At 55.3% G+C, this 13,393-nt stretch carries 12 protein-coding genes; 6 read left to right on the forward strand and 6 right to left on the reverse strand.

Annotated features, from left to right (window positions below; genetic code table 11):
- Positions 1 to 140: 140 nt before the first annotated feature.
- The 4 genes from KRAC_RS64695 to KRAC_RS57640 all read left to right on the forward strand — a co-directional run bounded on the left by KRAC_RS64695 (position 141) and on the right by KRAC_RS57640 (position 4,349).
- Complete coding sequence (locus KRAC_RS64695) at positions 141 to 503, forward strand: HU family DNA-binding protein (protein WP_007922885.1); 363 nt, start codon at positions 141 to 143, stop codon at positions 501 to 503.
- Between the two features lie 302 nt (positions 504 to 805).
- Positions 806 to 2,728, forward strand: coding sequence for a serine/threonine-protein kinase (locus KRAC_RS64700; protein ID WP_007922887.1), 1,923 nt, complete (start codon positions 806 to 808; stop codon positions 2,726 to 2,728).
- Positions 2,725 to 4,080, forward strand: a complete 1,356-nt coding sequence (locus KRAC_RS57635) for an RNA-guided endonuclease InsQ/TnpB family protein (RefSeq protein WP_007922890.1) — start codon at positions 2,725 to 2,727, stop codon at positions 4,078 to 4,080. Before KRAC_RS64700 ends, KRAC_RS57635 begins: the two co-directional genes overlap by 4 nt.
- Positions 4,068 to 4,349 carry a WD40 repeat domain-containing protein gene (locus KRAC_RS57640; RefSeq protein ID WP_007922892.1) on the forward strand — a complete coding sequence of 94 codons (282 nt, stop codon included), beginning with the start codon at positions 4,068 to 4,070 and terminating at the stop codon, positions 4,347 to 4,349. The genes KRAC_RS57635 and KRAC_RS57640 overlap by 13 nt, the downstream gene beginning before the upstream one ends.
- 77 nt (positions 4,350 to 4,426) lie before the next feature.
- On the opposite strand, the gene KRAC_RS64705 is transcribed toward KRAC_RS57640, so the two are convergent.
- From KRAC_RS64705 to KRAC_RS64710, 4 genes are all read right to left on the reverse strand, one after another.
- Positions 4,427 to 5,233: a hypothetical protein gene (locus KRAC_RS64705; RefSeq protein WP_007922894.1), complete on the reverse strand. Its 807-nt coding sequence runs from the start codon at positions 5,231 to 5,233 to the stop codon at positions 4,427 to 4,429.
- Positions 5,234 to 5,497: 264 nt separating this feature from the next.
- A complete protein-coding gene (locus KRAC_RS57650) occupies positions 5,498 to 6,451 on the reverse strand; it encodes an RluA family pseudouridine synthase (RefSeq protein WP_007922900.1) in 954 nt (317 codons plus the stop codon).
- 39 nt (positions 6,452 to 6,490) lie between these two features.
- Positions 6,491 to 7,045 (reverse strand): signal peptidase II, encoded by a 555-nt coding sequence (gene lspA / locus KRAC_RS57655; RefSeq protein WP_007922901.1) that lies wholly within the window; start codon positions 7,043 to 7,045, stop codon positions 6,491 to 6,493.
- Between the two features lie 168 nt (positions 7,046 to 7,213).
- Positions 7,214 to 7,615: a TraR/DksA family transcriptional regulator gene (locus tag KRAC_RS64710; protein WP_007922902.1), complete on the reverse strand. Its 402-nt coding sequence runs from the start codon at positions 7,613 to 7,615 to the stop codon at positions 7,214 to 7,216.
- Between the two features lie 288 nt (positions 7,616 to 7,903).
- On the opposite strand from KRAC_RS64710, the gene glgB reads away from it, so the two are divergent.
- Positions 7,904 to 9,964 carry a 1,4-alpha-glucan branching protein GlgB gene (glgB, locus tag KRAC_RS57665; protein ID WP_007922909.1) on the forward strand — a complete coding sequence of 687 codons (2,061 nt, stop codon included), beginning with the start codon at positions 7,904 to 7,906 and terminating at the stop codon, positions 9,962 to 9,964.
- Positions 9,965 to 10,368: 404 nt separating this feature from the next.
- On the opposite strand, the gene KRAC_RS57670 is transcribed toward glgB, so the two are convergent.
- The gene (locus KRAC_RS57670; protein ID WP_007922910.1) at positions 10,369 to 11,376 is read right to left on the reverse strand and encodes an LOG family protein; all 1,008 of its coding nucleotides are present in this window, start codon (positions 11,374 to 11,376) and stop codon (positions 10,369 to 10,371) included.
- Between the two features lie 365 nt (positions 11,377 to 11,741).
- On the opposite strand from KRAC_RS57670, the gene KRAC_RS57675 reads away from it, so the two are divergent.
- Entirely contained in the window at positions 11,742 to 12,371 is a 630-nt protein-coding gene (locus KRAC_RS57675) for a LysE family translocator (protein ID WP_007922912.1), read from the forward strand.
- Positions 12,372 to 12,444: 73 nt separating this feature from the next.
- On the opposite strand, the gene KRAC_RS57680 is transcribed toward KRAC_RS57675, so the two are convergent.
- Positions 12,445 to 13,374: an EamA family transporter gene (locus KRAC_RS57680; protein ID WP_040448579.1), complete on the reverse strand. Its 930-nt coding sequence runs from the start codon at positions 13,372 to 13,374 to the stop codon at positions 12,445 to 12,447.
- Positions 13,375 to 13,393: the final 19 nt, after the last annotated feature.

The raw sequence follows: 13,393 nt of genomic DNA on the forward strand, positions 1-13,393 counted from the left end.
ATTCCAACGCGCAAAGAAGAAACGTTGTCTGTCACTTTTTACGAGACGGTGACAGACCCGACAATTGAGCGCGTTGTCGTAATGAGCAGAGGCTCAGCTATGCCCTGCACAAACAACACAGTAGAAGGAGTGACATACAAATGAAAAGCACATCCAAGGAACATACCGTGATTGGTAAAGACGAACTGATTCACCAGGTCGCCGCGAAGGCTGGCATGAATTTGAAGGAGACCAGCAAGATTATCGATGCCTTCACCGACGTCGTCCGCGAGGATGTCTCCCAGGGACACGAAGTACGCTTGATGGGCTTTGGTACCTGGAACCTGCGCGATGTCGCCCCCCGCAAAGTGAAGTCCATTCGCGGTGGCGATCAGATCACCATCCCCGCGCGCAAGCGCGTTGGCTTCTCCGTTGGTGCCGTACTCTCGCAGGCCGCTCAGGGCGCAGAGCACACCCGCAGCAAGGTTACCACCGCCGAGAAGACCATGAAGAAGAACAAGTAGCACCCGTGGCCCACGCCACATTGCTGCTTCATACTCTGACGTAGAGCCGAGGCGCCCGCTGTGTCATGATGATACTATCTCACAGCGGGCGCCTCGTTTTTTTGTCTCTGTCCGCTTGCAAAGCAGAAGATTTCGGGCAGAAACCTGAATAGACATGAGCGATAGAGCGAACAGCGCTTTTTACAAGAAAAATTTCGGCGATATACCTCGTCTTATCTTGCTTCCAGCGGCCTCCCAGCCCTATAATCAGACAAAGAATCGAAACAATCTAAAAACTTTTTTTAGGGAGGATGGCAACTGCTATGATATCCATCCTTTTCTGCCAGGTATGTGGGGCCGCCAATGAATCGACGGTTGCCTATTGCTTCTCCTGCGGGCAATACCTGGCTGCCGAACAAGAGCATATGGATGAAGGAAATGCATCCCTATTACACGGGCGCTATCAGCTAGGTGAACTGCTTGGGTCGGGTGGATTCAGCGTTGTCTATCGCGCCAGAGATACGCGCGAGGATGGACGACCTGTGGCTATTAAGCAGATTAACTTGCAAGGATTAAGCGCCGAAGAGGCAATTGAGGCCACTGATACGTTCAATCGCGAAGTGAGCATCCTCTCTACGCTCAGTCATCCCCAGGTGCCACTCATCTACGATCACTTCAGAGACCAGGACCACTGGTATCTCGTGCTGGAATATGTCGCGGGACGCACGCTGGAAAGCCACCTGGCAACATGGAAAGAACAGGGGAAACATCTCTCACTGGAAGAGATTCTCTCGATGGGCTTACAACTATGTAGGATACTAAAATATTTACATAACCGCCAGCCACCACTCATCTACCGTGATCTCAAGCCCAGCAACATCATGCGCACGCTCACAGGAACGCTCTATCTGATCGACTTTGGCATCGCGCGCCATTTCAGGCCCGGCCAGGGCCGGGATACGCAGCCACTGGGTTCCCCAGGCTACGCGGCCCCCGAGCAGTATGGACGCGCGCAGACCACACCGCAGGCTGATATCTACAGCCTGGGCGCGCTCCTGTACCAGTTACTCTCCGGCTATGATCCCTCAGACAACCCGGGAAGCCTGCCCCCTCTCCATCTAGACCACCAGGCTCATGGCATGGAACTGGCTGGCCTGGTGACCCGGATGCTCTCACCCAATCCCATTGCGCGACCAGGCAGTGTGCAAGCAGTTGCCGAAGAACTGAATCGGATCAAGCAGCGAATAGACATACAACACAACGTCAGTCACATCTGGAAACCGCCAACCCCACAGGGGTATCCTCGGATCTCTCTGCCCCCGGTGCCTCCAGCGCCACCTAAACGCTTTACGCGCCGAAAAGCGCTTGCGATAGCTGGCATTGGCACACTCGCAACGGGGATGATATGTGCAGGGACATCTTTCTTATTGGGGAAACTATGGGATGGCCTGAGTACTGCGTCCGACGATATCTACGCGGGCCATTCTGGCCCAGTCTATAACATCGCATGGCACGCTCATGATATGTACATGGCCTCGGCTTCCGCCGATCGTACGGTGCAAGTGATCGATTTAGGCGGTGATCCCGATGCCCATGGGAATAATCTTTCCAGTTCCTACAGGCATAAAGGGGCCGTCAACGGTGTCTCATGGTCTCCTGATGGCAAGTACTTTGTCTTGGCTTCTGCTGACGGTACTGTACAGATCTCGTCCATTACAAATACCATAGATGCGGTTCTGACGTATACTGGCCATACAGGAGAGGTACGAGCTGTCGCTTGGTCGCCAGATGGAAAGAAAATTGTTTCGGCCTCTACCGATGGGAGTGTGCAGGTTTGGGATGCGCAGACTGGCAAGACGCTTACTACAATAAAACAGGCTGGAGCAATCTATACAGTTGCCTGGTCCATTGGTGGCGATCGCATCGCTTTTGGTGGTGCACAAAAAAATGTGTTTGTCTGGAATCCAATAGATGGACACATCATTTCGACCTACCGAGGACATAAAGGTGCGATCTTGAGCCTTGCCTGGTCCCCCATGAGTGATGAACATATTGTTTCCGCTTCCGCTGATGGCACCGCACAGATCTCGAACGCGAGTGATGAGAGCCATGTTTTCACCGGACATCGCCTGCGGATGCCCCCGTTTTCAAACGCGGGGAGGAAGCAGGCGTTCCTTGTCGGAGTGGGGCAACGGAGGGGGAGCCTTTCCGGTTCGCTGCCCCGCAAAAAGAAAAGTAGACTATGAAACAAACCATCATTGCCAAACTCAAGTTGCACACCACCAGCGAGCAGCTCGCCCAGCTTCGTAACCTGCAGCTGGCCTATCGCGACGCGCTGAATTATGTCAGCCGCTACGCCTTCGAACATGGCAAAATGAGCAGCAAAAGGCGCTTGCAGGAGGGCACCTATCAAGAGCTTCGGGTGCTCTACGCCTTGCCGGCGCAGATGGCCTGTTCTGTCCCTCGCCAGGTAGGAGCGACCTACAAGGGCTTGTGGACCAAATACAAAAAGCATGCCGCCAGCCGCAAGGCCGGGGTGACCAAGAAACGCTACAAAGGACTCGACCAGCCGCCCCGCTATCTCTCTCCCACCGTGACCTATCAGCAGGGCCGGGACTACGGCTTCAAAACCGAGCAGCGCGTTTCGGTCCTGACCCTCTCCGGTCGGCTGATCCTTCCCTACAGCGGCTACGAGCGCCATGTGGCCCTCATCGAGCAGGGAACCTCCATCGGTACGGCGCAGTTGTGGTATGACCAGCGGAAAAAGCGCTTCTACTTGCTGGTGGCGCTCTCCCTGGAACTGCCCGACCCCGAGCCAGGCGACCTCCCCCAAGTGGTTGGGGTGGACGTCGGACGGCGGTACCTGGCGGTGACCTCGACCACTACTGGCTCGGGTGATCCTCTCTTCTTTTTGGGCAAAGAGGCGGTTGCCCAAGCTGACCACTACACCCGCCTGAGAAAACGACTTCAGCAGAAAGGCACTCGCGGCGCAATGCGCAAAGTGCGTGCGATTGAGCAGCGAGAGAGACGGTTGAAAGCTGAGACCAACCACTGCATTTCCAAGCGCATCATCCACAGGCACCCCGCGTCCCTCATCGGGCTGGAAGAGCTAACAGACATTCGAGAGCGCACCAAGCCAAAGAGGCACCGGCGCACAAAGCAAGGCAAAAGCAGCGAGCTGGTCTCCCCCAAGCAGCGCAGGGAAAACCGGCGGCGCTCCCAATGGTCCTTTGCCCAACTGCAGGCCATGATTGCCTACAAGGCGATGCTCGCCGGCTCAGTGGCCACCAAAGTCGATGCCGATTACAGCAGCCAGGCTTGCCCCAGGTGCGGGCACACCGCGCGGGCCAATCGGCCAGGCAAGGGCCTCGTCTTTGTCTGTCAGAACTGCCATTACACGCTCCATGCGGATCTGGTGGGAGCGAGGAATCTGGTGCTGCGAACGCTTCTGGTTTGGCAAGACTGGGCCAGAACGGGGCTGTTGTCGGTAGCCCCTGATACGTCGGACAGCGAAGCCAAAGCGGCACGCCTCTCAAGGTATGCCGAGTTGCGGTGGAGTCCAGACGCAAGCCCCTCGCTTCAGCGATGGGGTCACTGACTTATACTGGCCATACAGCCGCGGTGCATGGCGTGGCCTGGTCCCCTGATGGCACACACATTGCTTCCGCTTCCGCTGATGGCAGTGTGCAGATCTGGAATGCGACGCAAGCAGCTCCCACCTATACCTATCGCAGACATAGCGCTGGAGTCAACACTGTCGCCTGGTTGGGTGGTGATTCGAGGATTGCTTCCGGCTCCGATGACAAAACTGTGCGGATCTGGACTGTCGGCGAAGCTGGCTCCGATGTCAAAGACTTACCCAACTGAAACGTTACGTTTAAATTGGCAGGCTGTTCTCTTTTAGAACAGCCTGCCAATTTATATAAACTCCTTTTGAACCTGCGTTAGCTTCCCAGCTTATGCAAAGCTTGCTCGATCTGTGGCTCTTCAGTGGGCTGGACCTGGCGGAAGCCCTGGCCATCATTGAGGAAGACGATCTGCGTTTGCTGGAAGGAGACGATCATATCGGGTTTGCGGTCGTTATTGAGGTCGGCGAAGCGCAGTGTGATGGGGACGAGGTCGTCACTGGCACCGTAGAGTTGGGGCCCCATGTAGATGCGTGCCTTGGCGGCATCGCCTCCCTGTAGCTCAATAATTTGAATATGTCGATTGAGATTGATGGCGATAAAGTGGCTAGGATGGCCGGTTTGCTCGTTGTGTCCCACCCAGGCATCCGTTTGAAAGGTGCGGGGGCGTCCATAATGCCAGTCGTCCAGAAAGGTCGTATACCAGTTTAAGGCTGCGTTCAGCGCTATCCAGAGGAGCAGCATGGCAAACATGCCCAGGCCTAGATAGAGCAATGGAGATGCAGGCCCCTGCGGGCGTAAACGCTGCCAGGGTGAGAGGCGCCGCGTACTCTTTGGCGGTTGTTTCCGCACAAGCACGTGCGACTTGTCGTTTCTGGTGCCAGCCTGGGTGAAGGGTATGACGTCTTCGGTCTCTGCTTCGGGTTGCGTCATGACGTTCTCGGTCGTGGGAATGTCCTGTGTACGGGAGGCACGTAGGGAGGGAGGTGCCGGTGGCGGTGGTTGAACGCTTGACGTCGTCTTGCGTTTCTTCGCTGTTTTGTTCTCTGTATGTAGAATAGGCCGGTGCCGCACCAGGCTTCGTGGAGTAATATCCAATTCGTCATCTCTGGCTAAGACTGGCATAAGCGCGTTCTCCTCTCCTCGCGAACGAAAGCTACGTTTTCCAGGCGAAATGTCTGTGTAAAAAAATATTCTCTCTCGCCAGAGGGTAAAGTTACCCATAGAAGATAGAGCTTGCGAGCCGTCTGTTGAGGAAAAATACTGGTTGTAGCGAATGTATTGTGTTGTGAAGTGTCTGGGAAGAGGCGCTACAAGAAGATAGGCTGCGTACAGCATTTACTACTACGCAACCTAGTATAACATGAGCAACTGAATTTTTCCAGGCGCCTATAAGATAGCCTCGTTATCCAGGACTTTTTGGAGGTCAGGGGGTAAGGGAGCCTCGATATGCAGGGATTCGCCAGTACGGGGATGAGTGAGTTCGAGCTGGTAGGCATGGAGAAACTGGTGCTCGAGCTTGACGTTGGGGATGCGATGGCCCGACCCATAGGTCTGATCTCCGGCGACGGGGTGTTTAATAGCCTGAAAATGGACTCGGATCTGGTGCGTGCGCCCGGTGACGATCTGGACCAGGACCAGGGTATGTTTTCTGAAGCGCTGCAAGACACGGAAATGCGTCACGGCGTCGCGCCCCTCCGTGAGCGTCACGGCCATCATTTGCCGGTGGCGCGTATCGCGACCAATGGGCGCATCGATGCTTCCCTGGTCCAGCTCAACATTCCCCTCGACCAGGGCCAGGTAGCGCTTAATAATCTTATGCTGCTTCATCTGCTCGATGAGCGCAGCCTGAGATTGGGCATTCTTCGCGACCATCAGCAGGCCGGAGGTATCTTTGTCCAGGCGGTGAATGATGCCCGGGCGCATGTCGCCCTCATCCTGCTGCAATTCGGGATAGTGCGCGACCAACGCGTTGACCAGGGTCCCCTCGTAGTTACCCGGCGCGGGATGTACCACCATGCCAGCCGCCTTATTCACGATCAAGAGATCGTCATCCTCAAATACGACTTCCAGCGGCAGGTTCTGGGGCGTCACCTGTTTCATTTGCGAAGCGGGGGTTGCACGCAGAGCGGTGACCCTATCCTTGAGGCGCAACACATAGCCAGGCTTGCTGACCTTGCCATTGACAAGGACCAGGGCGTCGGCGATGAGTTGCTGGACGCCAGAGCGCGAAACGCCGTCCAGCACTGAGACCAGGAAACGATCCAGGCGCTGGCCCACCTGCTCACTCTCTACATCCCAATGTAAGAAATTCTCGGTTGTCGTATCTTGACTCGTGGACATGGTTGGCTTTCATCCTTCAATGTACTGGGGAACGTCCCCTTATTTCTTTACAACTTCAGTCTGCTGCTGCTCTGCTGTCTTCTGTTCGCCCTCGTTCTGTCGCCACCCACCCAGCAGGACCAGGAAGAAGAGTAAAATGACGCTGACGGAAATGAAAGCATCCGCGACGTTAAAAATAGCGAAACGGTAGTTAATCTGAGGAATACGGAAGGCCAGGAAATCGACCACATAGCCGCTATGGCGCGCGCGGTCAACCAGGTTGCCCACGGCCCCACCGACAATTAAGCCCAGAATAATCTTGTAGATCGCTGGACCCGTGTTGATCATGCGGGCATACATATACACAACCACAGCAATGGCCGCGGAGATCAAGATGATCAACAGCGTGCTATTGGCGAAGAGGCTAAAGGCGGCTCCATTGTTCTGAATATATTGAACCACCAGGTAGGGACCGAGTAGCGAGATGTCGGGCTTACTTCCAGGAGGGCTGAGGTTCTCCACCACGAGAGCCTTCGTCCACTGATCGAGGCCGATAACGATAAGTGCGGCAAGGAGCGCGCATACATCGTGGAGGCGGGCATGTTTGGCAACCACGTTTTTGTTCTTCCTTTCCCCAACAGAGATGACCAGATGTGTTGATCATTGTACCATAGTCGCTCCCTGCCGCCTACCCACACACCTTACCCAAGGGTCTGAGAAGAGAGTAGGGTATGGTGGCGTGGCGCATGGGTCGGAGGCCCATGCGCCACGCCACCATACCCTTTAGAATTCGCGCCGGTCGCCGTAGAGTTCTTCGCGGCTGAGGTTCTTCTTCTCGATTTTCTCCGCGTCCTGGACGCAGCGTGATGCCCAGGGGATGGCTTGCAGGCGCTTTTCGGGGATGGGCTGCCCACAGTCGATACAGCGACCATAAGTACCATCCTCGATGCGTTTGAGGGCATCTCTGACTTCTTGGAGCAGGGCCTGCTGGTTCACCATGATCGACTGCTCCTGCTGTGTCTCCAGGAAATCTACCGCGATCTCTTCAAAATCCTGGGGCCCCTCGCTGGCCTGGATGGGATCGACCGGTTCCGGGTAGGCCTCTGTCAGGCCCGCGATGCTCTCTTGAAGCTCCTTCTCTTTTGCCTGAAGTTGCTCTTTTATATGTTGTAGATCAAGTGCCATCTTCAATCAACCTTTCAGCCAGATTTGGGGCATATAACCCCCTCTTGCTCTCAACACGTGGAACCCAGGCGAACGGTCTCACCTGCCACTTTTTTTACCAGGGCACGTGATATGATATAGTAATTAAGAAGGATGCTACTCGCCTTTTCTCTCTCCAGGTGCAATTTAATCGTGTAGTAGATATCGAGAACCTCTATTTCGGCTTGGATAGACACAATGAGCTTGTCCTATCTGTTATGCTAAACATGTGTATGTCGTCAAGATGCAACTTCATAAGGATTTTCGTGTATGTCGGTATCACAAACGCCTCAAAAACCGGGAGAGTCAGAGCGTCCCTCCCAACCCATAAAGCCTATGCCGGATGCGCCTTCTCTCTTTAGCGACTTTGACCTGTACCTCTTTGGTCAGGGAAAAGACTATCGCATCTATGAGAAAATGGGCGCCCATCCACGCACCGTGAATGGGGTCACGGGTGTCAATTTCGCCCTCTGGGCGCCCAATGCACGTGCGGTCTCCATCATTGGCGATTTCAATCAGTGGGATCGCAAAGCCACCCCCATGCAGCTACGCCATGGCGACCTGGGAGTCTGGGAATGCTTTGTACCTGGATTGGAGCCCGGCACGCTCTACAAGTATGCTATCTGCTCGCGCTTCAATAATTACCACACCGATAAGTCGGACCCCTATGGCTTCCAGTTCGAGCTTCGCCCCAACACCGCCTCAGTTGTCGCGGATATCTCGCAGTACCAGTGGCGCGATCAGGAGTGGCTGGAGCAGCGTCCCCAGCGGCAACAGCTGAACTCTCCCATGTCGATCTACGAGGTCCACCTGGGCTCCTGGCGCCATATTCCTGAGCGCCACCAGGAAGGCGCGGTGGAAGAGGACCGCTTTATGACCTATCGCGAGTTGGCTGAGTCGCTCGCGACCCACGTTAAGAAGCTGGGCTTTACGCATATCGAGCTGCTGCCCATTACCGAGTTCCCCTTCGATGGCTCCTGGGGCTACCAGGTGACTGGCTTCTATGCTCCCACCAGCCGCTTTGGCCCACCCGAGGACTTCAAATACTTCGTCGATTATATGCATGAGCAGGGGATTGGCGTGATCCTGGATTGGGTCCCGTCACACTTCCCCAAAGATGGCCATGCCCTGAGCTACTTCGACGGCACCCACCTCTATGAATACTCCGATTCGCGCAAGGGCGAGCATAAGGGTTGGGGCACCTACGTCTTCGACTATGGACGGAGCGAGGTACGCAACTTCCTGATTGGCAGCGCCCTCTTCTGGTTGCGTGAGTATCATATCGATGGCCTGCGTGTCGACGCGGTCGCCTCGATGCTCTATCTCGACTATATGCGCCCATCGGGCGAGTGGAATCCCAATCACTATGGCGGTCGCGAGCACCTGGAGGCTGTCGACTTCCTGCGCCAGTTTAATGAGGCCGTCTATGACCAGGCTCCAGGCGCGGTGACAATCGCGGAGGAGTCTACGGCTTGGCCGCTGGTGACGCGCCCAACCTATGTGGGTGGCCTGGGCTTTACCTTTAAATGGAATATGGGCTGGATGCATGATATGCTGGAATATATGCACCTTGATCCCATCCATCGCCGCTATCACCACAATAACATCACCTTTGCCCTGATGTACGCCTATAGCGAGAACTTTATTCTGCCTCTCTCCCACGATGAGGTCGTCCACCTGAAGGGCTCGATGTCTACGAAGATGCCTGGCGATCTCTGGCAGCGCTTCGCGAATCTGCGCTCGCTCTATGGCTTTATGTGGGGCCATCCCGGCAAGAAGCTGCTCTTCATGGGTGGCGAGTTTGGCCAGTGGCATGAATGGAACTTTAAGGAGAGCCTGGACTGGCACCTGCTGGATGCCCCCAGCGATCCCCACCACGCGCAGTTGCAGGACTTTGTACGCGATCTCAACGCCCTCTATAAGCAAGAGCCAGCACTAACCACGCGCGATTATGAGGGTGAGGGCTTCTCCTGGATCGACTGCCACGACTCAGATAATAGCGTGATCTCCTTTATGCGGCGTGCCCACAAGGACGAGGAGACCCTGATCTTTGTCTGCAACTTCACGCCCGTACCGCGCTATGGTTACCGCATCGGCGTGCCCTATCCCGGCGTCTATAACGAAGTTATCAACAGCGATGATCTGCGCTATGGTGGCAGCGGCGTTATCAACAACCAGTATATGCCAAGCGTTCCCCGCAACTGGCAATCCTGTCCGCACTCCATTCTGCTGACCCTACCCCCACTCAGCACGATTGTCTTGAAATGGCGCCCCTTCGCGGAACATGAAATGCCACAACCAGAGCTCCCCACCTCCGAGACTGAAAACTAGCATTGGCGACAAGACAAAGAGGGCGAAGGGAGTGTTCCCTTCGCCCTCTTTGTCTTTCTTTGTTCTTCTATGTCTTATGTAATCAGGCGAGCAAGTAACTTTATTATGACGAGAGAAGCTGGTTCTCCCTCCCTTTGCCAGGCCAGATAAGCGTAAGAAAGTGGTAGGGAAGTACTGCCTGGTACACTTGCCATAGTAGAGGTACCGCTGGACACGCGCTTCGCCTGGCTGCAAGATGAGAGCAGGGACGCTACACACGTCAGATGAAATCGAACGCAGTCCATGAGCTCCAAGAAGGAGGTGCGGCAGCCTCTACAAACGTTTTTGCCAGCAATGCCTCCAGGAGACAAGCGCGAGGGGCGAAGGCAGTGCCTTCGCCCCTCGTGCTTGTCTCCTGGATATTTTTAGCGGATAGATTTCTCCCGGTTGGGATCTTCTTTCTCAAGCTCCTGGTTGCGCTCGTATGCTTCACGGACCAGGTGAGCGATCTCCTCGGGGTTGTCCGAGAGACGTAACAGGTCAAGATCTTCAGGTGAGACTTTGCCATCGGGAAGCATCGTCTCGCGAATCCAGTGTATAAGTCCACCCCAGTAGCGAGAGCCATAGAGGATCACGGGGAAGTTGCTGACCTTCTTCGTCTGAATGAGGGTCAATGCCTCAAAGAGCTCGTCCATCGTCCCAAAGCCACCTGGAAAGATGATAAAGGCATTAGAGTACTTGATAAACATCGTCTTGCGTACAAAAAAGTAGCGAAAGTCCAGGTCAATATCCAGGTATTGATTAGATGATTGCTCAAAGGGTAGCTCGATATTACAGCCAATGGAGGTGTTCTCGCCCTCCTGTGCCCCTTTATTGGCGGCCTCCATCACTCCTGGGCCACCACCTGTAATAATGCCAAAACCAGCCCGTGCAAGCAAGCGTGCCGTTTCAGAGGCAGCCTTATAGACGGGATCATCGGGCCTGGTGCGCGCGGAGCCGAAGATGGCTACTGAAGGCGGGATATGCGCCAGGGCATCGAAGCCATTGATAAACTCGCTTGTAATACGCATGACGCGCCAGGGATCGGTAATGGTGAAATCAAAATTGAGTGCGCGCTCAGTGGCATGCTCCTCCTGACGCACATGTTCACTGGGAACTGGTTCAGTGGGTTTGACCAGTGGCTGCGTGGGGCGCCTGAGGAGCCGCTCATCCTCAGTTTCAGGGCGTCCCTTCTTCCTACGTAGCGAGCGGTAATTATCATTTGCTCTTCGTTGTTGCATTGTATTGCGGGGATACTCGCGTGTGGGTGTCTCCTGTGGATGATTGTGGTTCTGTCTCTGTATAATTTGTTCGCCATCGCCATTTGAGCTATTATGCGCGTGATGGCTATTACCCTCATCTGCGTGCTGTGAGGAAAACTCATTGTTACTCATAAGACGTTCTCAATCTTTGGCTATCCTGTATACGTTAACTCTTCAGTTATGAGGTGGCCTATACAGTATAGCATGAAACACGTAGAAAAACGATGCTACTATATCCTGATTTCTCTGCAAGAATCGGCTTATCACCTCCTGTACGCGTCAGAACAGACCAACAAACACATGCATAAGTATGGCGTAGACAGCATTTGAGTATTTCTGTTTTCCATCTACCATACCTAGCATAAATCCGCTCTGTTATATATACGTTAAATGGAAACAAAAAAGTACTTTTTCGCTAGGCCTGGCGCAGCACGGCCATCCATTTCATCGATTATAATCTATGTAATATTGGCGTATTTTTTGCGAAAGGCAGATATATGTTTTATGTACCACAACTGGCGCTACTCATGGGAGTATGGGCGATTGCTGTCATCAGTCCGGGACCCGACTTTGTCGCGACTGTGCACTCGGCGGTATCGCGCTCACGGCGCGAGGGTATCCTGGTTGGCCTGGGCGTGACCAGTGGCATCGCGCTCTGGATCATCGCGAGCATGGCTGGTCTAAACGTGCTCTTCGCCCAGGTAAGCTGGCTGGTCGATCTCTTTCGTCTGCTGGGCGCGCTCTATCTGCTCTACCTGGGCGTGCGCACCCTCTGGAGCGCCTATCGTCCTCAACCCTCGGGGGAAATGCTGGGCAACGAGCCACAACCAACCAGGCGCGGCTCCTCCTGGCGCATTGGCTTTCTGACAAACGTGGGCAATCCCAAAGCGCTGGCCTTCTTTGGCAGCATCTTTGCCGTCCTACTGCCCACGCACCCTCCGCTCTGGTTCCAGTGCGTCTGCGTCCTGCTAATGCTGGGTATGGCGGCGGCCTGGTTTAGCGCCGTGGCCTGCCTCTTCTCCTTCGGACCAGTTGCGCGCGGCTACCAACGCCTGAAGCGCTGGCTAGACCTGGTGACCGGCGGACTTTTTGTCGCGCTGGGACTACGCCTGGCCCTGTCCAGGTAATAGCCACCCTCCAGGCCTGAAGACGTGTTTCAAGCCTGGAGGATACATCGACATACAGGGGCAGAGGCAGGCGCTAATTCGTGACAGGTGCTACGACCTCGGGCGCCGCGTCATATTGCAGCACAACTAAGCCCACCAGGACGAGCACGCAGCCAATGATCTGCGGCAGGTCCAGCAATTGTCCAAGCCAGAAATAGGCGATGATAGAGCCTGCAACCAGCTCCAGCGTGGTCACAATGCCAATCCGTGTCGCCTCCACGTGCCGTAAGGCTCCCAATTCCAGTGCGAAGGGAATGGCCATTCCCGCGATGCCAACCACCGCCATCAGCAGGAGGTTCTGCCAGCTCCAGGTGGCGGCGGGAATCGTCCAGGGTGGCTGGATACAGAGCCAGAAGACGGCGGCGACGAGCGCTCCATAGGACGTCGCGGGCAGCGAGGGCACATCGCGTCCTACGCGCTTGCCCAGCAGGAGATAGGCGATAAAGGAGAGCAGCGCCAGAACCGCGAAGAGGAGGCCCAGGGGGTTCAGTCCATTCAAGTTGAGGTGCCAGGCCCCGGTGAGGAGCAACAGGCCACCCAGCGTACACAGCAGGGCCAGCAGCACCGGTCTGGTAGGCAGTTTGCGCCGCCAGAGTGCCTCTCCCAGAGCCATCCAGGCGGCGGCACTAAACTGAATAATCAGGGCCACGGCAATGGGAAGCAGGCTGATAGCCATAAAATAGGTATAGGTAACCAGGGCCAGGGTCAGGCCAAAGGCGATGATCCAGCCCCACTGGCGGGTATACCACTTCAGGCCCTGCCGCCATCCGACCAGCATCAGGGCCAGCAGGCAGAGCCCGCCAATAAGCATACGAAATTCGACTAGAGTCACCGGGGTAATGCCGCCATCAAAGAGCAGGCGCGAGAGATTCCCGTTAAAGCCAAAGAGCAGCGAGGCACTCGCAGCCATGGCATACCCCATGGCCTGCCTGGATAAACCTCCCCGCCGGGTGCGTTTGATCATAGAGAGTGAGCTTTCTTTT

The organism is Ktedonobacter racemifer DSM 44963, from assembly GCF_000178855.1.
Classification (GTDB): domain Bacteria; phylum Chloroflexota; class Ktedonobacteria; order Ktedonobacterales; family Ktedonobacteraceae; genus Ktedonobacter; species Ktedonobacter racemifer.